This is a genomic window from Streptomyces sp. NPDC060028, assembly GCF_042736725.1.
Classification (GTDB): Bacteria; Actinomycetota; Actinomycetes; order Streptomycetales; family Streptomycetaceae; genus Streptomyces.
Map to the genome: position 1 here is coordinate 49,677 of NZ_JBHWVJ010000031.1, position 21,363 is coordinate 71,039.

At 70.0% G+C, this 21,363-nt stretch carries 20 protein-coding genes and 1 pseudogene; 13 read left to right on the top strand and 8 right to left on the bottom strand.

What is annotated here, in order from left to right; translation table 11 throughout:
- Positions 1 to 483: 483 nt before the first annotated feature.
- The 3 genes from ACFWBF_RS17695 to ACFWBF_RS17705 all read right to left on the bottom strand — a co-directional run bounded on the left by ACFWBF_RS17695 (position 484) and on the right by ACFWBF_RS17705 (position 4,067).
- On the bottom strand, positions 484 to 2,541 hold the full coding sequence (locus tag ACFWBF_RS17695; RefSeq protein ID WP_385602124.1) for a pectinesterase family protein: 2,058 nt from the start codon (positions 2,539 to 2,541) through the stop codon (positions 484 to 486).
- A 231-nt stretch (positions 2,542 to 2,772) separates the two neighbouring features.
- Complete coding sequence (locus ACFWBF_RS17700) at positions 2,773 to 3,300, bottom strand: nuclear transport factor 2 family protein (protein ID WP_385602127.1); 528 nt, start codon at positions 3,298 to 3,300, stop codon at positions 2,773 to 2,775.
- Between the two features lie 29 nt (positions 3,301 to 3,329).
- The gene (locus ACFWBF_RS17705; protein WP_385602130.1) at positions 3,330 to 4,067 is read right to left on the bottom strand and encodes an SDR family oxidoreductase; all 738 of its coding nucleotides are present in this window, start codon (positions 4,065 to 4,067) and stop codon (positions 3,330 to 3,332) included.
- A gap of 170 nt (positions 4,068 to 4,237) precedes the next feature.
- Here ACFWBF_RS17705 and ACFWBF_RS17710 point away from each other — a divergent pair, with 170 nt between their 5' ends.
- From ACFWBF_RS17710 to ACFWBF_RS17720, 3 genes are all read left to right on the top strand, one after another.
- Positions 4,238 to 5,068 carry a helix-turn-helix transcriptional regulator gene (locus tag ACFWBF_RS17710; protein WP_385602132.1) on the top strand — a complete coding sequence of 277 codons (831 nt, stop codon included), beginning with the start codon at positions 4,238 to 4,240 and terminating at the stop codon, positions 5,066 to 5,068.
- A gap of 179 nt (positions 5,069 to 5,247) precedes the next feature.
- The gene (locus ACFWBF_RS17715) at positions 5,248 to 5,703 is read left to right on the top strand and encodes a hypothetical protein (protein ID WP_385602135.1); all 456 of its coding nucleotides are present in this window, start codon (positions 5,248 to 5,250) and stop codon (positions 5,701 to 5,703) included.
- Between the two features lie 9 nt (positions 5,704 to 5,712).
- Positions 5,713 to 6,123: a hypothetical protein gene (locus ACFWBF_RS17720; protein ID WP_385602138.1), complete on the top strand. Its 411-nt coding sequence runs from the start codon at positions 5,713 to 5,715 to the stop codon at positions 6,121 to 6,123.
- A 50-nt stretch (positions 6,124 to 6,173) separates the two neighbouring features.
- On the opposite strand, the gene ACFWBF_RS17725 is transcribed toward ACFWBF_RS17720, so the two are convergent.
- Both ACFWBF_RS17725 and ACFWBF_RS17730 read right to left on the bottom strand, forming a co-directional pair.
- Positions 6,174 to 6,881 (bottom strand): response regulator, encoded by a 708-nt coding sequence (locus tag ACFWBF_RS17725; RefSeq protein WP_385602141.1) that lies wholly within the window; start codon positions 6,879 to 6,881, stop codon positions 6,174 to 6,176.
- Between the two features lie 4 nt (positions 6,882 to 6,885).
- The gene (locus ACFWBF_RS17730) at positions 6,886 to 8,103 is read right to left on the bottom strand and encodes a sensor histidine kinase (RefSeq protein WP_385602144.1); all 1,218 of its coding nucleotides are present in this window, start codon (positions 8,101 to 8,103) and stop codon (positions 6,886 to 6,888) included.
- A gap of 190 nt (positions 8,104 to 8,293) precedes the next feature.
- On the opposite strand from ACFWBF_RS17730, the gene ACFWBF_RS17735 reads away from it, so the two are divergent.
- Both ACFWBF_RS17735 and ACFWBF_RS17740 read left to right on the top strand, forming a co-directional pair.
- Entirely contained in the window at positions 8,294 to 8,974 is a 681-nt protein-coding gene (locus ACFWBF_RS17735; protein WP_385602146.1) for a hypothetical protein, read from the top strand.
- Between the two features lie 8 nt (positions 8,975 to 8,982).
- Positions 8,983 to 9,519 (top strand): hypothetical protein, encoded by a 537-nt coding sequence (locus ACFWBF_RS17740; RefSeq protein WP_385602149.1) that lies wholly within the window; start codon positions 8,983 to 8,985, stop codon positions 9,517 to 9,519.
- 401 nt (positions 9,520 to 9,920) lie between these two features.
- Here the strand turns inward: ACFWBF_RS17740 and ACFWBF_RS17745 are convergent, their stop codons facing one another.
- Together ACFWBF_RS17745 and ACFWBF_RS17750 are read right to left on the bottom strand one after the other, a co-directional pair.
- Positions 9,921 to 10,271 carry a hypothetical protein gene (locus ACFWBF_RS17745; RefSeq protein WP_385602152.1) on the bottom strand — a complete coding sequence of 117 codons (351 nt, stop codon included), beginning with the start codon at positions 10,269 to 10,271 and terminating at the stop codon, positions 9,921 to 9,923.
- A gap of 115 nt (positions 10,272 to 10,386) precedes the next feature.
- Positions 10,387 to 11,478: a hypothetical protein gene (locus ACFWBF_RS17750; protein WP_385602155.1), complete on the bottom strand. Its 1,092-nt coding sequence runs from the start codon at positions 11,476 to 11,478 to the stop codon at positions 10,387 to 10,389.
- 587 nt (positions 11,479 to 12,065) lie between these two features.
- Here ACFWBF_RS17750 and ACFWBF_RS17755 point away from each other — a divergent pair.
- The 7 genes and pseudogenes from ACFWBF_RS17755 (at position 12,066) to ACFWBF_RS17785 (ending at position 16,552) form a co-directional block, all read left to right on the top strand.
- A complete protein-coding gene (locus ACFWBF_RS17755) occupies positions 12,066 to 12,470 on the top strand; it encodes a hypothetical protein (protein ID WP_385602158.1) in 405 nt (134 codons plus the stop codon).
- A 118-nt stretch (positions 12,471 to 12,588) separates the two neighbouring features.
- The gene (locus ACFWBF_RS17760) at positions 12,589 to 12,816 is read left to right on the top strand and encodes a hypothetical protein (RefSeq protein WP_385602161.1); all 228 of its coding nucleotides are present in this window, start codon (positions 12,589 to 12,591) and stop codon (positions 12,814 to 12,816) included.
- Between the two features lie 72 nt (positions 12,817 to 12,888).
- Positions 12,889 to 13,059, top strand: a complete 171-nt coding sequence (locus ACFWBF_RS17765) for a hypothetical protein (RefSeq protein ID WP_385602164.1) — start codon at positions 12,889 to 12,891, stop codon at positions 13,057 to 13,059.
- A gap of 21 nt (positions 13,060 to 13,080) precedes the next feature.
- Positions 13,081 to 13,563, top strand: coding sequence for an Imm21 family immunity protein (locus ACFWBF_RS17770; RefSeq protein ID WP_385602167.1), 483 nt, complete (start codon positions 13,081 to 13,083; stop codon positions 13,561 to 13,563).
- A gap of 1,180 nt (positions 13,564 to 14,743) precedes the next feature.
- Positions 14,744 to 14,993 (top strand): annotated as a pseudogene (locus ACFWBF_RS17775) (MerR family transcriptional regulator); the annotation flags it as partial.
- Between the two features lie 305 nt (positions 14,994 to 15,298).
- Positions 15,299 to 15,502 carry a cold-shock protein gene (locus tag ACFWBF_RS17780; protein WP_385236569.1) on the top strand — a complete coding sequence of 68 codons (204 nt, stop codon included), beginning with the start codon at positions 15,299 to 15,301 and terminating at the stop codon, positions 15,500 to 15,502.
- Positions 15,503 to 15,955: 453 nt separating this feature from the next.
- Positions 15,956 to 16,552, top strand: coding sequence for an isochorismatase family protein (locus ACFWBF_RS17785; RefSeq protein ID WP_385602170.1), 597 nt, complete (start codon positions 15,956 to 15,958; stop codon positions 16,550 to 16,552).
- A 348-nt stretch (positions 16,553 to 16,900) separates the two neighbouring features.
- Here the strand turns inward: ACFWBF_RS17785 and ACFWBF_RS17790 are convergent, their stop codons facing one another.
- The gene (locus tag ACFWBF_RS17790; protein ID WP_385602173.1) at positions 16,901 to 19,654 is read right to left on the bottom strand and encodes an IPT/TIG domain-containing protein; all 2,754 of its coding nucleotides are present in this window, start codon (positions 19,652 to 19,654) and stop codon (positions 16,901 to 16,903) included.
- Between the two features lie 380 nt (positions 19,655 to 20,034).
- On the opposite strand from ACFWBF_RS17790, the gene ACFWBF_RS17795 reads away from it, so the two are divergent.
- The gene (locus ACFWBF_RS17795) at positions 20,035 to 21,315 is read left to right on the top strand and encodes a glycosyltransferase 87 family protein (RefSeq protein ID WP_385602175.1); all 1,281 of its coding nucleotides are present in this window, start codon (positions 20,035 to 20,037) and stop codon (positions 21,313 to 21,315) included.
- The last annotated feature ends 48 nt before the right edge of the window (positions 21,316 to 21,363 follow it).

Genomic DNA, 21,363 nt, shown 5'->3' on the forward strand with positions numbered 1-21,363 from the left:
GTGTCCTGACCCGCTTCCGCGTGAGCCGTGCCTCCCGCGGCCGCGAGCGATCCCAAGGCGGCCAGCGCGATGGCCGACGCCGTGGTTCCGTACCTGAAACTGCCCATGTTCCTGCCTTCCCTGAGGGGTGCAATGAGACGAGCGGGGCAATCTGGGACGAATATGACAGTGCATCATGTCAACGTCATGGGGTCCGGCAGAAATTCAACCCGTACTGATTAGTTGTCGGGTGATCGTGTAATGAGGGTGGCGGTAAAGCCTGCACCTGGTCGGCAGCACGGCCGCGGCCCGGGGCCGGTCCACGCCTCCCCCTCGCACCTGGCGTCCGTCGACGGTCTGGTTTCGTCGGCCTCCCCGCGGCGCAGGACCGGGCCGGCGAACCGCGTGGCACCGGGTCAACGGCACGACGGACCGCCACCTCCTACGAAGTGGCGGTCACGGTCGCGTCACTCCCGGTCAGGGCGCAACACTTCAAAGACGGACCTAGGAGCCGGGGGTCCAGTCGCCCAGCCAGTCGCCGACCTCCTGGCCGGAGGCCTGGTCGTCGCGCAGTTGCGGGCGGTTGCCGCTCGGGGTGCCGGCGCCCGGGCCGGTGTTCTTGTACTCCGCGAAGCGGTCGTCCTTCCAGGAGAAGCCGCCCATGTCGGACCACGGGGCGGCGCCGATGCCGCTGCCGAGCGTGGAGTTGCGCACGGTGGTCTGCGGGTCGAGCGATGCGTCGCCGCCCGCGTGCCACGGCCGGCCGAGGGCGAAACTCCCAGGAGCGACATCGCCGTTGAACGTGCTGTTGCTGATCAGGAAGCCCTTGCGGCCGGCGGGGGTGCTGGGCGCCGTGACGCAGCCTCCCGAGGTTCCGTCCCAGCGCTTCTTGAGGGTGATCACCGAGCGGTCGATCGCGGCGGTGGCACTGCCGAAGATGAAGTCGACGGTACCGACGACGTAGGAGTTCGTCATGTAGACCCGGCCGGGCTTCGCACGCGTGGCGCTGTCCAGCTGAAGGGTGTCCTGGTCGCCCGTGATGATCACACTGTCGAGGAGGACCTTGTCCGCGGCGGTGCGCAGCGCGACCGCCTGTGCGCTCACGTTGGGGTTGGCCTTCTCGTCGAAGTCGTTGGAGACGGTGAGGTTGCGGGCCTGGAAGTCGTCGGCCTCGACCGCGACGGTTGCGCTGCCGGAGGTGCCGTAGGTGCCCGAGCCGCCCGGTTTGGGGGTTCCGGAGGCGTTGCCGTACACGATGACCGTGTCCTTGCGGCTGCCGCCGGTGCCCTGCAGGGTGACGTGCGGTTTGTTCGACGGGATCCTGACCATTTCCCGGTAGGCGCCGGGCTTGACGGTGATGACGACCCGTGAGGTGTTGTTCGCCGGTACGGCGTCGACGGCGGCTTGGATGGTCTTGTACCGGCCGGAGCCGTCCTTGGCTACGCTGAGGGTGGCAGTGGCGGGAGCGGCGGAGGCCGCCGTGCCGATGGCGGCGCGGGGGCCGGCGCCGGACTTCACCTTCGAGGGGACATCGGCGGTCGGGTCGAGGGTGTAGCTGTAGTACGTCTTCGGGTCGAAGGCCGTGCCGCCGCTCTCGTTGCGGCCGGTGGTGTTGACGAAGACGTTGCCGCGCTGCACGAGGGCGGCGGTGCTGTCCTTGGTGACCGGGTTGTCGAACCCCTCGAAGTAACTGTTCTCGAGCACCATCTTCGTCCCGCCACGCGCGTAGTTGCCGTACGAGGACGTGATGGACGAATCCGGGTCGTCCTGCAGGAAGTTGTTGTACAGGTGCGCGTGCGCCACGTTGTCGGTGGACGGATTGCGCTGCTCGGTCTCGTGGAACCAGTTGTGATGGATCGTGATGTCGGCGGTGACATGATCGGTCCAGCCGATACCGAAAGCTTTGTTGTCGTTCTTCAGCTGGTTCCAGGACACCGTCAGGGACGTGGTGTCCTTGCGGCTGTCGATCAGTCCGTCGGCCATGTTCCGCAGGTTGTTGTGGTCGATCCACACGTGGTGGGCGCCGTCCATCTGGATGGCGTCCCAGTCGTGGTCCTTGTCGTTCCACGTGCCGGCGTACGAGTCACGGATCGTCAGGTTCCTGATGATCACGTTGTGTACGCCCTCTCCCAGGAAGAACCCCCCGCCGACGATCTGGCCCGAGGTGCCCGAGCCCACGATGGTCTTGTCCGAGGCGACCTTGATCTCCTTGCCCTTGGGGGTCATGGTGATCGTCCCCGCCACGACGATGACGTACGGCTTCGAGGCGGTCGCGTACTTCTCCAGGTCGGCAAGGTTCTTCACGGTGACGATCGCGCCGTCCCGCCCGCCGTAGGTGCCGTTCTGCCCCAGCGCGTTCACCGAGGCGAAGCCGTCCGCGACCTCCCGGGCCCACGCCGGGGTGGCGGTGGCCGCCTCGGCCTTCGGCCGGGCGTCCTCACCGAACACCCCGAAGGCCCCGCCGTACGACACGCCCACTGCGGTGGCCGTTGCCAACGGGATGCCCACGGTCAGACCGAGTCTGCGCCTGCGGTGTCGTGCGTTGTGCTGAGTGGTTCGCATTGCTCACTGTCCTGGTGGGTGGATGGTGGGTGTACACCAGCCAGTTGCCACCACAGGCGAAAAGGTTGCCGCGCGTCCGGGGCGCGAGGAGAATCCGGCGTGGTACTCCACCTGGGCCGTGCTCGGGAGGCACGCAGACGGGGGTCCGGTGTTCGATCGGCGTGTGGTGGTGGCCTGGCTCCCGATGCGCAGGCGTACTGGTCCGCAGCGCTGCACGACTCCGGGGCGGGTTCAGGGCTGCGTGTGCCCCCGCCCCGATCCATCACCCGAATGGTCTCCGAAGACGGACCCCAGAGGGTCCTCGCCCTCGGTCCACCAGACGCCCAGTCCCTGGCGGACCAGGACCCAGCTCCTCCCCTCCCGGCGGAACTCCCAGTCGTACGGCCCGCCCATGGCGTAGGGGGAGGCGGCCGTCCCGGGCGCGGGATCGGTCACGAACCACATGTAGCCGATTCCGGTGGCCTGGTCGCCCGCCACCTCGAAGTGCGTGTTGAGGATGTGGTGCTGCATGGTCGGGTAGGTTGCTTCCGCCTCTTCCACCCTGGCCCTGATCGCCTCCCTCCCGCGGATCGTCCCCCACGGCCCGAACTCCAGCACCGCGTCCTCGGCCCAGCAGCCGGACCAGGCCGGCCAGTCCTTGCGGTCCAGCGCCCGCCATCCGCGCATAATGAGTGCGCGCAACGCTTCCTTGTCCTCCAGGGCCCGCAATCTGCGGGACAGATCGTCGTCGACGTCGATGGTGTAGGGCACATGGGTCATGTCATTGCCTTTCGCGAAGGGGTGGCGGGTCATTGGGCACTCGCGGCGGGCCGGACCACGATCTCGTTGACGTCGACCTGCGCCGGCTGGGAAATCGCGTACGCGATGGCCTCGGCGATGGCGGAGGCGGGCAGCGCCACAGCCCGGTAGGCCTTCATGGTTTCCCTGGCAGCGGGGTCGCCGATGCCGTCGGCGAGTTCGGACTCGGTCACGCCGGGGGAGACGAGCGTGACGCGAATACTGCCGTCCGGGGACTCCTGGCGCAGTCCCTCGGAGATCGCGCGGACGGCGAACTTGCTGGCGCAGTAGACGGCGGCCGTCGGAGAGACCTCGTACGCGCCGACGGAGGCGATGTTCACGAAGTGCCCGCCGCCCTGGGCGCGCATCAAGGGCAGGGCGGCGGCGATCCCGTGCAGGACACCCCGCACGTTCACGTCGATCGTCCGGTCCCACTCGTCGACCCTCAGTGCGTCCAGCGGCGAGAGCGGCATCACGCCCGCATTGTTGACCAGCACGTCCACCCGGCCGTAGCGCTCGCGGGCGGCGGCCACGAAGGCGTTCACGTCGGCGGCGTCCGTGACGTCCAGCCGGCGGAACGCCGCCGTACCGCCAGAGGCGGTGATCTCGCGCGTGAGCGCGTCGAGACGGTCGGTGCGGCGCGCGCCGAGGAACACATGGTGCCCGTCGGCGGCGAGCCGGCGGGCGGTCGCGTCCCCGATGCCGCTGCTCGCTCCGGTGATCGCCACGACCTTGGCTGCGTCTGTCATTGCTGTTCTTCCCATCGGCGGAGTAGGGGTAAAAGTCGGCGGGACCAGGAGAGTTCGTTCCCGCTCGCACCACCGAGTCTGGCCAGACCGTGGCGCACTGACCAGGACGGGTGCTGCCTGGGTGCACGGCACCCAGGCAGCACCTCGTCGCCATCGCCTAGCCTGACGGCATGCCCGACAACCAGCTGGGAGAATTCCTCCGCGCCCGCCGAGCGGGCGTACGCCCCCAAGACGTCGGCATGCCCGGCCACGGCGTGCGCAGGGTCGCCGGACTGCGCCGGGAAGAGGTCGCGGTCCTGGCCGGTGTGAACGCGGACTACTACACGCGCCTGGAACAGGGCCGCGAACGCCACCCCTCGGCCCAGGTGCTCGACGCCCTCGGCCGGGCCTTGCGCCTGGACCCCGACGCCTACGCGCACCTGCACCAACTGGCCGGAACGACACCGCCCGTTGCGCTCACGCCCGCCGCCCCGGACCAGATCGGTCTCGGCCTGCGCCGACTGCTGGACGGCTACCCAGGCGCCCCGGCGTTCGTCATCAACCGGGCCCTGGACGTCCTCGCGGCAAACTCCCTTGCCGAAGCCCTGTACTCGCCCTTCGAGCCGGCGGACAACCTCGCCCGCATGGTCTTCCTCGACCCGGCGGCCCGGCGGTTCCACACCCGGTGGCTCCACACGGCGCAAGCCGTCGTGGGCCACCTGCGCCAGGCAGCCGGTCTCGATCCTGACCATCCGCGCCTACGCAGCCTCGTCCGCGACCTCACCGGCCACAGCGCGGACTTCACCCGCCTGTGGAACACCCACGCCGTGCGGGGCAAGACCTTGGACGTCAAACACTTCCTCCACCCGGACGTCGGCCCCCTGACCCTCACTTACCAGGCCTTCGACGTACGCGACGCACCGGGCCAGCAACTGGTCGTCTACCAGGCCGAACCCGCCACCCCCAGCGCCCAGGCCCTCACCCTCCTCGGCACCCTGCACGCCACCGCGCAAGGGTGTTGACGGGGGCGCGATCTGTCGCCGACCACTGAAACAATCCGGCCCACTGACCCCTGGGGAGAACGCCCCGCGGGCCCGGCGGGAAGAATCAATTGAACGCGTTCAGTCAGGCTGGCAGAATGGATTCACGCCGCCGGCCGGGCGGAGGCGTTCATTTCGCCGTGCCACGAAGGGGGTTGGCCGTGCACGAGAAGCGGTCGTACGGCCGGATACTGCTGGTCTCGGTGCTGGTGGGTTGCCTGGAGGTCGCGCTCGCCGTCGTGGTGGTCCTCCTGTACGTCCGGACGCAGCCGCCACCGGACACCCCGGTCGATCACGCCGCGCCGGCGGCGGGCCTGCTCTCCTTCGGCATGCTCGTCGGCGTGATCGCGTTCTTCCTGTCCCTGGTCTTCGTGCTGCCGGCGGTGGCGCTGGCCGACCTGCTCGGTCGCCGGATCGGCGGCCGCGAGTCGTGGTGGTGGGTGCCGCTGACGGTGGCGGCCCTGGTGGCACCGCCGATCTGGGCCTTCGCCGCGTACAACCGCGTGGAGGCACGGCCCGTGCTCGTCTTCTGGGCGGAGGCCACGGCCGCGCTCTCGGTGGGCGGCCTGGTTGCCCGGCCCCGGCACACGGGGCTGGTGCGGCGGGTGGTCTTGTAGGGCCCGGCGGTGGTGGCGGGAACGGGCCTCCTGGGCGCACTCGGGCTCACCGCCGGTCTGCTGCCCGCGTACGAGCCGCCGGCGATCGGTGCGGCGACCGTGGCCGGCAGCTGGGTCGACCACCGGGGCGGCTCGCTGGTCTTCACCTCCGACGGCCGGGTCACGGCCTCCGGCGTCGGCGTACACGACCCCGACGACGACCCCAGCGCCGCGTCACACCAATGCACGGGCCCCGGCACCTGGTCCTACGAGCCCGGGCACAACGTCCGGACCCAGGAGGTCCGCATCCACGTCCCGGGGTGTTCCTGGCCGGCGTGGAGCGTCGGCGGCACCCACCGCAAGCCTTGGATCTACCAGCACATCGGTCACCCGGATTCCGGGAAGCGGTACCAGCTGCGCAAGGCCGCCGACGGCTCATGAAGCGGCGTGCGCAGGTCGTCGGTGGATCGGGCCGAACTGTCGGGTACGCCTCAGGTCCCTGGGGTCCGCGTCTGTGCGGTGTCAGAGGTGCCGCTCGCCAGGCCGGTCTCCCAGGCCCACGCGGCGATACCCACCCGGTTGCGCACCGCCAGCTTCGCCTGGATGTTGGCGACATGGGTCTTGGCGGTGCCCGGCGAGATGAACAGTTCGGCGCCGACCTCGGCGTTGGTCAGTCCGCGCGCGACGAGCAGGGCGATCTCACGCTCCCGCGCGGTCAGGGGGTCCTCGGCTGCGGTATGCGGCTGCGGTCGGGGCTGCGGAACGGGCTGCGGCGCGGACAGGCTGCGCAGCAGCCGGACCGTGAGCTGCGGGCTGATCAGGGTGTCCCCGGCCATCGCCGCCCGTACGCCCTCGATCAGGAGGTTGGGACCCGACCGCTTCAGAAGGAAGCCGCAGGCGCCGTTGCGCAGTGCGGTGTGCACGTAGTCGTCGAGGTCGAACGTCGTGACGACGACGACGCGGACGGGGTGTTCGGCGGTCGGGCCCGCCAGTAGCCGGGTCACCTCCAGGCCGTCCAGGCGCGGCATCCGGATGTCGGCGAGTACGACGTCGGGCCGCAGCGTGCGGGCGAGTTCGACCGCTTCCGCGCCGTCGGCGGCCTCCCCGACGACGGTCATGTCGGGCTGCGAGTCGAGGATGAGCCGGAAGCCGTTGCGTACGTCTTCCTGGTCGTCGGCTATCAGGATGCGAGTGGTCACGGGATCATGATGCCGTGGCCCCCGATCCGGTGGCGGGGAGGGTCGCGGTCACGCGCCAGCCGTCCTGGTACGGGCCAGAGGCGAAGGTGCCGCCGCAGGTGCGGACGCGCTCGGCCAGCGCGAGCAGTCCGCCGCCGCCCCTGGCACCCCGATCGAGGCGGGGGAGCACGGACAGGTGCGAAGAGCGGCCGCGGCCCCCGTCGTTGGTCACGCTGACCTTGACGGTCGTGCGGTCCGTGCTGAGCGCGACTCGTACACCGGCCGCTCCCGGCGCGTGCCGGCGGACATTGGTGAGCGCCTCCACCACGACCCGGTGAACCGTGGCAGCCCCCTCGCGGGCGAGCGCATCGGTGACGCCCGGAGTCAGATCGAGGCGGGCCCGTATCTGTCCCGTTTCGCTGAACCGGTCCACCACTTCGCCGAGTTGGTCGATGCCGGGCAGCACCGTACGGGCGCCACCTGCGGCCTCGTCTCCGGTCGGGGCGCCGCTGCTGCCGTTTCCGTCGGTGTGCCTCTCGGCCGCGTGCAGCATCCGGACCGTACGGTCGATCGAGGCCAGTGCCGCGAGCCCGGCCCGTTCGATCCGCTCCAGAGCCTGGGTCGCCGCCGCCGGATCGTGCTGGGCCACGAACCGGGCCGCCTGGGCCTGCACGACGATGCCGCTCACGTCGTGGGCGACGAAGTCGTGCAGATCATGGGCGAGTTCGAGCTGCTGGGCGCGACGGGCGGCGAGGACCGCCTGTCGGCGGCGGTCCTCCATCAGGCGGGGATAACCGCCGACGACGGCCGAGCCGACGATCGGAGCCGACCAGAAGGACACCAGGCCGAGGCACTCGAAGAAGGAGGCGTCCGGTACGAGCGGGACGGTCCATACGGCGACGGCCACGGCGCCGAGCCCGCCGCCCGCCAGGAGCTGGCGCCGGGGCGACCAGCGCACCGCCGCCGTCAGCAGCAGCAACACCGCTCCTACGGCAACCATGTGCCACACCGATCCCTCGGTCGTGCCGCGCCCGGGCCAGGCGAACGTGGCCACCAGGAGCAGTACGCCGGTGGCGCCCGTGGCGGCTCCGGTCCATGCGCGCGAGCGCGGCCAACAGCCGAAGGTGCCGAGGGCGACTCCGACAGCCGCGAGCGCCGGCACCGGCCGTACGCCCAGGAAGAGCGTGGCGACACAGCAGGCGGCGGTCACGACACTGACGACGGCACGATCCCGGTGTGCCATGCCCATGATCTTCACGCCCACGACTTTAGGGGCTGTCCGGGCCGGTGGCCTCTGCCGAACGGCATAGAGGATCCGTCGGGCCCCGGAGCGGATCTCCCCATCGGCCGATGGTCGCGGACCGTCCTGGTGGCGGAGGCTGATGCCACACCGAACAGCGGCTCAACCGGCCGCCGGGGTCAAGGAGTTCACCATGCTACGCAGTACCACCCTCCGCACGTCCGTCGTGGGCATCACCGCACTGGCGGTCATCGGCGGCCTCGCCGTTTCCGCTTCCGCCTCCGGCCCGGGTTCCGCCTCCGCCTCGGCCTCCGCCTCCGCCTCTGTCTCGGGTGAGGCGAAGAAGGCGCCGAAGGAATCGAGTCTCACCGGCTCCGCCAAGATGTACCGGGCGGACGGCCAGCAAGTCCGCTTCTCCTTCGACGCACACGGCTTCGCCCCGGCCGAGCCCGACGAGCCGGACGCCCCGGCCGGCACCTCGCGCGGCACCTTCCGGTTCAGCCACTACTCCGCCGACGGGAAGCAGGGCGCGTACGCCGAAGGCCGTATCGACTGCCTGCTGACCGGCGGTCCGGTCGCGACCGCCACCGGCGTCATCACGCGCTCCGACCTGCCCGCAGACGCGGTCGGCAAGCGCGTCGGCTTCACCGTCTACGACGGGAAGGGCGACGGGAAGAAGGACCGGGTCGGTTACAGCTGGGCCGTGGCCGGCTTCGACGGGTTGGAAGTGCCCAAGTGCCTGAGCGCCGCACCGTACGAGACCGTCGAGAGCGGCGACTTCAAGGTCGAGCACGTGCTCCCGGCGAACCCGTCGGAGAACTCGGAGAACTCGGGGAACGTGGAAAACTCGGAGAACTCGGGGAACAACGAATGAGAGCGGCCATGGAGTACGAGCCGAGCCGCCGAGTGGTGCGGCTCGCCCGTCTCGCCGCGCTCGCCCCGGTGCCCACGGGTCTGTGGCGGATCGCGGGAGCGTTCGGAGTGCCGCTCGGCTTCTCCGGGGAAGACCAGCTGGCAGACGTCAGGTTCGGCAGCGGGTTCTCGCTTTACATGATCGGCCTGAGCGTGTTCGCCGAGATGCTGGGATTTCTCACCCTGGGGCTCGTGCAGCGCTGGGGCGAAGTCGCCCCGCGCTGGCTACCGCTGATCGGTGGCAGGCGCGTCTCGCCGCTCGCCGCCGTGATCCCGGCCGGTCTGGGGGCCGCCGTGCTCACCCTGCTGGGAGTCATGGGGGCCATCGGCTGGAACAACCCGGGGAACATGGGAGCCCCCGGTTCTCCGACGGGAGTGGCGTATTGGGTGATGACGGCCTGCTACATGCCCCTGGTGGCCTGGGGCCCCCTGCTGGCGGTCGTCACCATCGACTACCACCGCCGCCGACGGGCCGCCGTGCCCGGCCGCCGGCTCGTCACCGCGTAACGTCTGCTCCGGTTCCGACGGTGGCGAACCGCCACACCGCCCGGCGTGAGCCTCTGGTGGGACGTCTCGTACGTGACGAGACGTCCCACGCGTTGTGCCCATCCCGAAGCGCGGCTGACGCACCACAGCCGGCAGGCCCCGACGGCCACCAGCCCGGGAGGTCCGCTCGATCGCGGGCACCCTCGCCCGGCCACAGCACCTCGTCCTCGGCCGGCGTCTCCAACCGCTCGCGTCGATGCGGTGGGAAGGGACCCGCCCGGCCGAGGCCGCCCGGAAGGCGTCCGACTTCTACTGCGACGCCATGGCCCAGATCCGCACGGACCAGTGGCTTCGCCCGGGCGGCCCGGTGGCCCGGCAGTACTCGGGGACCCTGGGCAAGATCGGCAACTGCCGGATCGGCGTCAGCTGTCGGGAGGGTCGGGCAGCCGACGGAGTTCGAGCAGAGCCACCGCGATCTTCACTGCGGTCGAAATCGTCAGAGCTTGTAGAAACGGCATACCCATGAGCCACAGGGCCACCATCATGACCGTGAGCACCAAGAATGCTGGTAGCAGATTGGTCCGCCTGATCGCAGTCCGCAGGCGTCCGGCTCTGCTCCGATGCTGATCCCCCGTACCGATCGGGCGCGCAGTGACGCCTTCCTCCTCGGCTTGCGGCATCGGCTGCTGCCCTTCGTTCGTACTCGTCTCCGGCGACGAGTCTTGGGTGCGATCCGGCGGACTGCCACCGCTGCCACTGGTGTCCGCCGCCATCCGAGGTACACGTTCACCCCACCGGCGCCGATACGCCGATACAGCGTGTGTGAATGGGTGTGCTGGTGGCACTGGCTTGAGCGTCAGCCGAGGAGGAGGGGGAGGAGGGGGCCGATCATGCCGGGTCGCGTGTTCCGTCGATGCTGATCATGGCTGCCGTATTGTGACCGGTTTGCTGCCGTGAGACGCCGCTTGGGCAGGCGGGACGCGTCCGAAGCCAGTACGAGCGGGCCGCGATGGTCAGGGCGATGCCGTAAACGGCGAAGGCGGTTATCCCGATCCAGCCGACGAGCAGCGCGTCGCCCGAGGAGTGGAAGTCGCCGCGCCGCAGCGTCACCACGCCGACCGTGGCCAGGGCCAGGTATCCGACCCCCGCAACGCCGTACGGGGCGAGCGTGGCGGCGCCGAGCAGAGCCGGGGCGAGCGGGAGCCAGCGCGGCACCCGTCGGCCGCGCAGGAACAGCGTCCAGCGCGGGAAGACCTGCCCCCACGGGCGGACCAGGCCCCAGAGCAGGAAAACGCCGAGCACGGCCAACAGCGCGGTGGGGTCCAGGCCCCAGGACTCCAGGGTGAGGAAGATCCCCGAGGCGCCGTTGCGCTCCGAGACCGCGAGCATCTCCTCCCCGGTGATCCCCGCGAACGTCCCGCCGGCAGCCCAGACCAGCTTCATCGCCGCGTACGGGACAAAGGCCAGCGTCCCCGCCCAGGCGGCGAGTTGCAGGCGCCGCGGTGCAGCGGACGGCGCCCGTACAGCAGCAGTACGAGCGGGCAGGCGGCCGGACCGGGCCGTGGCCGCGAGCAGGACCGCCCCGACCGCCGCGAGGGCCTTGTTCGCAGCGGCGGCCCGGCTGTCCACTCCCTGACCGAGCACCAGCGTGATCACATCCATCAGCAGGCTGAACGCGGTGATCCCTGCCAGCCCGCACACCACCCAGAGCAGCACCCGCAACGGTGGCAGCGGCCCGAACAGCACCACCGCTGCGCTGGCCAACGTCCCCAGCGCACCCACCGCCACGACCGCCCACCCCAGCCCGGAAGTCCCTGAGCCACCGCCGCGGTAAAACAAGGAGGTCCCGCTCAGCGCGCACGCCAGGCCGAAGCCCGCATACAGCACCGCCCACAGCATCGTCGCCCAGGCCACCCAGCGCGGCCATCGCTGCCACCAAGCGCTCCAGAGCGCCTTCATCGTCCGTTCAGCACCGGTCATGTTCTGAACGTCGCATCGACCGCGGCGGAGTGGCGTCGGCCGCCGGAACGATCTCCCTCCCCCAACCGGGTGAGTGACCGGCCGGATACGGCCCGCGGCGGCGTGAGGGGCGACGAGGTCGTTGTCGACCCGGGTGTAGCGGAGGGACCCGACGTCACCACGTCCCGCAGGACGTGCCCGACATCCGGAGCCGAAGGGCATGGGTGAATCGCAGGATCCGGGCGATCTCGGCGGATGAGCGTCCGACCTGCTTCTGGAACCGCCGCTGGAGGTGTCGCACGCTCCACTGCGTTTCGGCTGCCAATTGCGCGGTCTTCTTCTTCCGGCCTTGGGTCCGGTGGAGCTCTTGCCACGCCCGCACCGGCTGCACAGGGCACTGGACATCCTGACCCGCCAGTGCATGGATCGTGCGAAGGTGCCGATGCTCGCCGGAGCGGCCGCGCCCGTGTCCCGTGGCCCCCGCGCGCGGCACACCGTTACGGGACCCTCGCACGGCAGGAAGCCGAGCGGTACGGCTATCACAGCCCGCCGGCGCCGGCATCGGCATCTGCGACCCCGCCGCCGAGGGATGCAACGGCTGGGCGGCCGTGCAGATCACCGGAACCACCAGTTATCCGGTCGATGCCGAGCTGCTCCGCGGCCTGGACTTCGAGTCCTTCGAGCTGGGTCGCCGGGACCCCCGCACCACCCGCGTCATAGATGCCTGGGCAGCCTGCATGGAAGCTTCAGGAGCCACCCACGCGGCCGGCCCCGACGAGAAGCCCCCAGCCCTGCGCGGTTCCCAGGCGGACGCCGAGGAAATCCGCACCGCCCTCGCCGATGTGGCATGCAAGGAAAACACCGGGCTCGTCGGGACGTGGGCCGGCGTGGAGGCGGCATACCAGCAGGACCTGCTACGTCAGCACGGCACTGAGATCAAAGACATCGAGCGCCAGCGCCAGAGCCAGCTGGCCAAAACCGCGGAGACGATCAGGAAGACGGAATATCCCTGAGGCTTGCCGGCACCCTTCGGCCCGCTCGCTATCGGCCCTTGCGCCATACCGTGCTGGTCTCAGCCCGGAATCATGCGCTCAGCGTGCCGGACCGACCGGATCCCCGCAGGCTGGATACATGCCGGACCAGACAGAGATCGTCGTCCATCCCGTGTCGCCGAACGGCGGACGGAAAGTGACCGTGCACGCGCTGGGAGTGGACGCCGACCTCGGCCGCGCCCACTCCCCGGCCGACGTGTCGGAGTTCCTGCGCCGGGCGGGCCTGGAGGATGTGGACCTGTCCGAGGACGGTCCGATCCGATGGGAAGGCGGCGGCCCCGAGGTGTGGGGCGCCGACACCTACTGACTTCGGCTCGGCAGGGGCGATTCTTCTCGGAGTCCCTGACGGGGCCACGGTGTTGGTCGTACCCCGTGGTGCGTGAGGTATGCGAATGGAGGCGGCGAGGAGCTGTTCGGGCAGAAGATCAGGCCGCCGGAGGTGGCGCGGCAGCTGCGGGTGAGCCGGAAGTCGGCCGACCAGTGGCACCAGCTGTGGCGGGACGAGGCCGCTCTGTCCGACCCGGCACATACGCTGTCGGGACGGAACTGAGATCCTGAAGCTGGAGGCGGCGTGTCGTTGACATGGCTGGAGACGGAGGGCGGCCCGTTCATCGTGGTTCCGTGCGCCGCGCTGTCGCACTGGTCGGGAACGGAGGGCGACTACGACCGGGCCTGCGAGGTGACGGACCTCGTTGGAGTGCTCGAACTGCCTGACGGAGCCGAGGCGCTCGTCCTCGGGGGCGAACCTCTCACCACCGCCTACCTTCCTGAGCACCGAGCCCTCGTCCGCTGGTGCTACGCGGAGAGCGAGGAAGGGGTCGCTGACGTCATCCTGGCTGGGCTTCCCACCGCCGAGTGGGAGGAAGGCCCCGTGCTGAGCACCACTGGCGAGCTCGCCATGTTCGACGCCGCCTACTTCGGCACCGAGGTCGGGACACTCACGGACAGCACCGTTCTCGAACTCGGCCCCGGCCGCTACCGGGTGGACTCGGCAAGCATCGAACCCGACGACCTGACGTCCTTTCGCGTCCACCGATTTGTTGACCTGACCTGACCTGACCTGACCTGACCTGGCTGGGGGCGACCGGCGAAGCGGCCGCGGCCGACAGAAGCATGGCTGCCGCCGCGCCGGAGTACACAGCAGCACGGATCCGGAGGCGCACCGGCCTTCGTAGCCGACCGCCTCGCAACATCCACCGTGTGATCAGCCAGATCGACCGGCCCTATGGCGCAGGGCGTTGGTCAGGAGTCGGAGACGACCAGGATCACGGTGTCGGCGTGCTCCGGGTCGATGGCCGGGTGCCCGAGGGCTTCGAGGAAAGCCCCGGCCGCCCGGCGGGCACCAGCGACGGTCCGTCGGCGGTGTCGGGCCTTGCCTGCCTGGTCGTTGTGCCCTCGCCCGTAGCTGCCGAACCCGACAGCACCCGATTACCTCAGGGCCGGGCACCTGGAAATCTGTGTTGACCAGAGTAGACATCAGGCGGTGGCGTGGTTATGGTTTCTCTCGTAGCCCAGAGAGGGCGCAGGGCTTGGCAGAGACGAACTGCCATGCAGCAGTACCCGCAGTACCCGTAGTTGCAGTCTGTAGGACGGTGCGGCGGTGGAGTTTCGAAGCCAGGGTTGTTGCAGGACGGCGACGGGACTGACGGCCGGACCGGGTGGCCCGCAGTGATCAGGGGGCGCCGTGAGCAGTACCGCGGTTAACGCAGTGGCAGTACCCCGTACTACGTGCAGTTGGCAGTACTCAGCAGTGAAGTCAGTGAGCAGCACCTCGGTGAAGGCGTCGGCTGCGGGCGCGCGCACCGGGAAGTTCGGCAGTGGGGTTCTAAGCCAGAGCAGATGCAGGATGGGCGACGGGGCTGGCTGCCGGAAGCGTGGCGCTTGTTCAGGTCACGTGCAGTACAAAGCGGTTCGCAGTACAGCAGTAAGAGAAGTACCAGCAGCGCAAGTATCCCGTTTGGCAGGTAGTTGATCACCGAGGGAAGAACGGAGGAATTGGGCGCCATCAGGATCGCCCGGGCGGAAGCCTGAGTCCGGGTACCGCAGGACATCGATAGTGAGGTGGTCTCCGGTCAAGCAACCGCGATCCCCGCACCCCCGACGGCGTATCAGTCGGGTCGGCGGACACAGTAGGCCGGCGCAGTACCAGGGCCGGCAGATGGTGTAGCAGTTCCTTCGGGGCCCTGGTGCCATATGGCACCAGGGCCCCTCCGTGTGCTGCAGAGAGAGGTGTGGTGACAGCAGGTCACTCGTTCGGGTGCCTCGATGACGACGACTGTTCCGCCTGCACGACGGGCCGGGCCGCCGCCATGCTCGGCACCGCTGTTACTCCCGCTACCAGCTTTGGATCGCCGCCGCGCCCGGCAACTCGTCGACCAGGGCGCCCCTACTGAGGCCGCCTGCCGGATCGTCATCCTCGAGGACCAGCTCGAGGGAGCGCAGCGCGTCAACGCCGAATTTCGCTGCGCCGCCGAACCGCCGAACCGCCGAACCGCCGAACCGCCGAACCGCCGAACCAGTGAACCCGACGGTCGCGGCTTGAGTTGGTGCGGGCCCGCCGGTCCTCGGCGGGCTTGCGCGCACTGCCCCAAGGCGTGACCTGTACTCGTTTCCTCTGGTGACGGGGTGTTGCGGGCGTGTAACGTCTGTGTCAGCTGTCATGGTTCGGAAGTTCCCTTGGCCCACACCTTCGGCGTGGGCGTTTTGCTGTGCTGTGCCGCAGGAACCAGGGCGATCACCTCCGCCTTCCGCATGGAGCGGGAGGCGTTCATCGACTGGAAGGCATGAACATGGCTACGGGAACTGTGAAGTGGTTCAACGCGGAGAAGGGCTTCGGCTTCATCGCCCAGGAGGGCGGCGGCCCGGACGTCTTCGCCCACTACTCGGCGATCAACTCCTCGGGCTTCCGTGAGCTCCAGGAAGGCCAGGCCGTGACGTTCGACGTCACCCAGGGCCAGAAGGGCCCCCAGGCGGAGAACATCAACCTGGCCTGACCTTCGCCCTACCGAATCAGGGCTGCGCAGCTGTTGCTGCGCAGCCCTGATCTGTGTCGAGACCCGGAGTCCGGCCAACGCACCCTTCGGGGGTCGAACAGCGGCCACATCCTTGTGCTCGTTACGGTCCGGGGCCGAGCTTGATGAGCTGTTCCTGGCCCTCGCCGTCGGGCGCCGACCACGATCGTCTCGACGTGCTTCCGAGACACTTGAACCGGCGACCCGGGCGTTCTTCAGCGGAAGATCACGCCTGCAGCCGTCCAGCGCGCTGCGAGCCGTCCCGGCGCCGCCCTGAGGTAGAAAATCGCCTTCGACGGCGCGAATCGTTCCTGCGGTGAATGTCCTCGGCCGTGTGGGTGAGCGCAGCCCGCTATGTCTCCGGCGGAGGCGAGGAGACCGGTAGAACGCGGGGGTCGTTCCGTCGTCCTGCCGTCGTCCTGAGGGGTGTTCGTGATGAGCCGAGGCTTGATCGTCGTTGATGTGCAGAAGGACTTCTGCGAGGGAGGCAGCGTTCCTGTCGCGGGAGGCGCCCAGATCGCCACCGCGATCGCCGGGTTGGTGGAGCAGAGCGCGGGTGGTGACTACCAGTTCATCGTGGCCACCCGCGACCACCACATCGATCCGGGCAGCCACTTCTCCTCGAACCCGGACTTCAAGGACAGCTTCCCCGTCCACTGCGTGGCAGGAGACGAAGGCGGCGAGTTCCATCCGAACTTCGCCCCCACCGTCACCGGCGGCAGGGTCAACGCCATCTTCTTCAAAGGCGCCCACAGCGCCTCCAAGAGCGGCTTCGAAGGCGCGGACGCCGAAGGAACCTCCCTCGCCGACTGGCTGCGCGCCCGCGGGGTGAGGGATGTCGACGTGGTGGGCATCGCGACCGACCACTGCGTGCGCGCCACCGCACTGGATGCCGTCGCCGCGGGATTCAGCACCCGGGTACGCCTGGACTACTCGGTCGGCGTCGCCCCGGAGACCATCGCCTCCACCCTGGACGACTTCCGTCAGGCGGGCATCGAGACGTCCGGTGAGACACCGGTGCCGAGTTACTGAGCTTGAAGGCGAGGCGGGTTGTCGTAGGGGGCTGACGGTTGGTGATCGATGCGGTGTGCCGGTTGGATGAGGTATCCGCAGGGAGGGGGGCCTGACCGCGGAGAGGCAAGTGTTCCGTGAGCGGGTCCGGATGGAAGCGGTCGGGAGATTGCCCGAGGCGAGGCGCAGGACGACTGACAGGCGTCGGCCGCAGGCACCACCCGCTGAGCCGACTCCGTGCCGGGACCAACCTGATCGGGATGGTGACCTTCGCTGCCCTGGCTGCCCGCTCCAGCCGGTCGCCCTGACGCGCACCGGCCCGGCCCCGAGAGCGGGGCCGGGCCGGTGCGCTGCGAGGGAGCCTGGGTTTCAGCGCAGGGTGAATGGGGCCACGTGGGTCGTGGTGTCCGCTCCGCTGATGGTGAATTCGAGGTTGTAGTCGCCGTTCGGCAGGTTCCGTGTGCTGACGGGGAGGCTGTAGGAGGAGAGGAGCGGGGTGTAGTTGAACCGGCCCGTGACCGGCCTGGTGACGGGGCCCGTGATGCGGCTGGCCGTCAGCGTGATGTTCGGGCTGGAGAGGTTGTTGCCGTTCGCGTCGCAGATCCGAAGGCTGATCACGACCTGACCGAGGAGGCGGACCGGGCGGGTCGGGTCGTAGAGGAGGCAGATCCGGTACGCCACGTTGTAGGTGACGCTCTTGGTGGACGGGTTCGTGGCGATGTCCTTGGCGTTGACCGTGAAGGTGTGCGAGCCAAGGGTCGAGGTGTTGACGGGGCTGTTGTTGGGGACCGTGCCGACGCAGCTCGCCACCCCGGAGGTGGCGTCCGTGCACGAGTAGGACGCGGTGACCGGCTGGCGGTACAGGTAGGTGCCGGCCGCCGGGCGCACGATGGTGATCGTCGGACCCGCGGTGTCGAGCCGGACCGTGATCGTCTGCGGCGGGGAGGTGTTCCCGGCGTTGTCGGTGGCGGTGTACGTCACTGTGGTCACGCCGTTCACCGTGACCGGGACGGAGGCGTTCGCGCCCGACACGACGGTGGAGGCGATCGGCTGGGCGCCGCTCGCGCTGTAGGTGATCTTCTGGACGCCGGAGGCGCAGGCTCCCTCATTGGCGCTGATGTTGACGGTGGCCGGGCTGGTGGTGTTCCAGCCGGCGCCGTTGGGTGCGGGCGAGATGCTCGCGGAGACGGTCGGGGCGGTCGTGTCCGGGTCGTAGGTGAACTTGTCGGCGTTGGTGATCGGACTGGTGCCGTCGGGGGTGGTCACGGTGACGTCCACCGTGCCCCGTGCCTGCGGGGGCACCTGCGCGGTCAGTTCCTCCGGGCCGGTGACGTTCACGTTCGTGGCGGCCACGGAGCCGAATTTGACGGTGGCCCCGCTCGTGGGGAATTCGGAGCCCCGTACGGTCACGGTGTTGACGCACTGGGCCAGTTCGGGTGCGTGGTTCGGGCTGACGCCGGTGACGGTGGGCGGGGACAGCGTGACGCGGTCCATCGCGGTGCCCCAGTCGCCGCCGAAGATCCCGGTGTTGCCGGTGGCTCCGATCTGCTGGACCGTCCAGACGTCCTTGGGGTTGCTCGGGTCGCGCGCGGTGCCCGAGTAGTCGCCCCAGCGGGGGTCGCCGTTGCAGTCGCATGTGTAGGCCTGCGTGCCCGCGGCGTAGAAGTCGCCGAAGGTGGAGGCCGGGAAGTTGCCGCCAGGCACTGCGATCGCGACCCCGCCTGCGAACAGGGTGGACGAGGAGGCGGTGAATCCCGCGAACAGGTCGTCCTCGTCGTTCAGGGTCAGCGAGCCGTAGTAGATGTCGCCGCCCACGAGGCCGAGGTTGAGGTTGGTCGACAGGCTTTGGGTGCCGCCGGTCGCGACCTGGACGAAGCGTTGGCAGGCGTGGACCGCGGTGTCTCCGATGGGGGTACAGCTGACGTTGAAGACGCCCCACAGGCGGTTGTTCTGCCAGGCGACCGACAGCATACGGTCGTCGTTGGTCTCGATCGTGGCATCACCCCCGGCCGGCTGGGCCGCCGCCGGCGGCGGGTCGGCGGTTCCGATGGCGATGGTGTTCACCGTGCGGTTGACCGCGCTGACGCCGGGCACGCCGGTGATCGTGGTCACCATCACGTTGGTGCCGTCATGCTTCATCGAGAGCTGGTCGTTGATCGCCGACAGCGAGGTGGCCGGTACGGCGTCGTCCAGGGTCATGTCCTGTGCGAACGTCGTGAAGTTGATCGCGCCACCGGCCAGCAGGTCCGCCTTGTTGACGACGACGTTCACCGCGCCCAGGAACGGCGGCGGCGCGGGCGCGCTTTGGTCGAAGTTGTTCCAGGCCAGCGTGACCTTGTCGTTGGTGTATCCGAGGAGCGGCCGGTCCTGCAGGACGTTGGAGGTGTTGCTGCCGATGTTGTAGACGGTCCAGTGTCCCCGGGGGTCGGAGGTGTCACTGACCGCGACGTCGTTCTCGTCACCGCCGGCCAGTAGCCCCTCGTACGACGCGAAGAACCGGCCGGACCCCGCGTCGTAGTGCACCCGCGGATCCCCGCCCGTGTCCGCAGCGAACCCGAAGAAGGTGCCCAGGTCGAAGGGCGAGCCCACCGCATGGCCGGCCTTGTCGTAGATCTGGCCGGCACGGTTCACGAACTGGACGATGTAGGTGGGCCCGACCGCGAGATTGGTGTCGGAGGGAGCGGTCTGGGAGGCGGCGTCGTTGTCCCCGTTCCCGAGCGTGGGGAACGTCTTCAGCCGCTCCACGACGGCCGTGGAAGGCGCCGCCCTCGGCGCCGTGCCGCCCTTCGGAGTCAGCAGCGCCGTGGTGACCGGCAGGCTCGGCTGCCGCATCGGTCCCACGGGCGCCCGCCGCCTGGGAGGAGCCAGGTAGGGGCGTGCCTGCGGCTCGGCGGTGCGCTTGGGCCGGGGCAGCGCGCTCACGTCCACCCGCCGCTTCACCTCGGCTCGGGACAACTTCCCGTCGCCGTCCCACGGCGATGGACTGCCAGCGGTGGGCCGGGCGCTGGGCCGCGGTTCCGGGGGCGCCGCAGCGGCGGGCGCGGCCACGGTGAGGGCCAGGGTGAGCGCGAGGAGGAGCGCGCGCGACCAGCCGCGCGGGTCGCGCCCCACCGGTCGGTTCATTCCGAGAAGCCGTCTCGTCGACACGGGCTCCCCCCTTCAGCTCTGGTGGGAAGTCCGGTTCCGCCCGCGCATCGGCGGCGGGCGGCACGTGTCCTGCAGTAACCGATGATCACGGCCGCTATCTATCGGAAATGCCGTTCCGCCTGTAACGGTCCGCGGTGCGACGTGCCGGTGGTTCCCCCGCCTGGCCTACGGCCCGGCGACCACGACGCTGCGCCTGCCCCGGCCGCCACCCCGACCCCCCACCTCGGCCGGACCCGCCTCCCGCACACCGGCCCGGCACGACGGCCACACGCACCGGCGAAGGTAGGGGAAACCCGACCATCAGGTCTCGACCTGGCCGTCATGACCTCGCCATCCGCCCTCGCTGCAATGGTGAAGTGCATATTCATCAGGCCAATCGGGTCCGTCGGGCGTGGAACAGCCGCTTCGCGTGGGGCAGCTGCTGGGCCCTGTCCGCGGTGTGGGCCGCCGCCTTCCCGCTGATCTCCACCCTGGACACGCACCGGCTCTGGGGTAGCAGCGCCGGCGTCGGATACCTGGGCGCGGCCGCGGTCGCGCTCTGGCTGCCGCGCCCGCGGGCGGCCCGGGCCGCGTCCGTCGGGCTCGCCCTCACAGGGGCCGTCGTCCTGCCCCTCGTCCATCTCGTGCTGACCGGCCGCGCCCAGAGCGAGGTCGGGGTGATCGAGCGGTCCGGGATGCTGCTGATCCAGCAGGCCACTCCGTACCTGGCGGACCCGCGCGCGGTGATCGACTACACGCCGTACCTGCCGGGGATGGCGCTGTTCGGCCTGCCCCGGGTGGTGTTCGGCGGCGACGGCTGGCTCTCCCTCCTGCTCGGGGACGCGCGGGTGTGGTGCGCGGCCGCCTTCCTGGGGTGTCTGTGGGGCGGGCGCCGGATCCTTCGCGGCCCCACCGCCGAACTCGGCGCCGACCGGCGGGATTTCCCCTACGGGCTCGGTGTGGCCGCGCTGGTCGCCTCGCCCGTCGTGGCGCTGCCGCTGTGTGTCAGCGGCGTGGACCTGCCGCTGATCGGTCTGCTCTGTCTCGGGCTCGCCGCCGCCGCGCGCCGACGGCCCGTCGCGGCGGGACTCGCCCTGGCACTCGCCTGTTCCCTGAAGTGGACCGGCTGGCCTGCGATCGCGGTCGCCGTGTTCCTCCTCGCCCATGGCGCGGGCCGCCGGGCCGCCCGGCGCTGCGCCGGAGTGTCGGCGGCGGGCGCCGCACTGCTGATCGTGCCGAGTGCGCTGCTGTCGCCCGGGGCCATGGTCCAACAGGTGCTGGCCTTCCCGACCGGGCGCGGAGACCTGCCAACCCCTGCGAGCAGTCCGCTGCCGGGCCGGCTGCTCGCCGATCTGGGCCCCGGCGGATGGTACGTGGCCGTCGCGCTGCTGCTGGCGGGCGGTCTGGCGGTGGCCGTCTCCCTGGTGGTGCGGCCGCCGCACGACCTCGTGTCGGCCGCCGACCGGCTGGCGCTGGGGCTGTCCGTGGCCTTCCTGCTCGCACCCGCCGGGCGGTTCGGATACCTGGCGCTGCCGGTGGTGCTGATGGTGTGGCCCCGGCTGGCCCGTGGGGAGCGGGACACGCGTGTTCCGTCCGCGCGTCCTCCCGTACACGCCTTCGCCCGTGGCGTTCCGGCACTGGCGGGAGGCGCGCGATGACCCGGCGCACGGCCGTGGTCGCCGCCGCGCTGCGCTGGGGCGCACCCC

Coding starts and splice junctions, on each gene's coding strand:
- ACFWBF_RS17695 (WP_385602124.1), bottom strand. CDS start 2,541: ATGCGAACCACTCAGCACAACGCACGACACCGCAGGCGCAGACTCGGT.
- ACFWBF_RS17700 (WP_385602127.1), bottom strand. CDS start 3,300: ATGACCCATGTGCCCTACACCATCGACGTCGACGACGATCTGTCCCGC.
- ACFWBF_RS17705 (WP_385602130.1), bottom strand. CDS start 4,067: ATGACAGACGCAGCCAAGGTCGTGGCGATCACCGGAGCGAGCAGCGGC.
- ACFWBF_RS17710 (WP_385602132.1), top strand. CDS start 4,238: ATGCCCGACAACCAGCTGGGAGAATTCCTCCGCGCCCGCCGAGCGGGC.
- ACFWBF_RS17730 (WP_385602144.1), bottom strand. CDS start 8,103: ATGGCACACCGGGATCGTGCCGTCGTCAGTGTCGTGACCGCCGCCTGC.
- ACFWBF_RS17735 (WP_385602146.1), top strand. CDS start 8,294: ATGCTACGCAGTACCACCCTCCGCACGTCCGTCGTGGGCATCACCGCA.
- ACFWBF_RS17740 (WP_385602149.1), top strand. CDS start 8,983: ATGGAGTACGAGCCGAGCCGCCGAGTGGTGCGGCTCGCCCGTCTCGCC.
- ACFWBF_RS17745 (WP_385602152.1), bottom strand. CDS start 10,271: ATGGCGGCGGACACCAGTGGCAGCGGTGGCAGTCCGCCGGATCGCACC.
- ACFWBF_RS17750 (WP_385602155.1), bottom strand. CDS start 11,478: ATGACCGGTGCTGAACGGACGATGAAGGCGCTCTGGAGCGCTTGGTGG.
- ACFWBF_RS17760 (WP_385602161.1), top strand. CDS start 12,589: ATGCCGGACCAGACAGAGATCGTCGTCCATCCCGTGTCGCCGAACGGC.
- ACFWBF_RS17780 (WP_385236569.1), top strand. CDS start 15,299: ATGGCTACGGGAACTGTGAAGTGGTTCAACGCGGAGAAGGGCTTCGGC.
- ACFWBF_RS17785 (WP_385602170.1), top strand. CDS start 15,956: ATGAGCCGAGGCTTGATCGTCGTTGATGTGCAGAAGGACTTCTGCGAG.
- ACFWBF_RS17790 (WP_385602173.1), bottom strand. CDS start 19,654: ATGAACCGACCGGTGGGGCGCGACCCGCGCGGCTGGTCGCGCGCGCTC.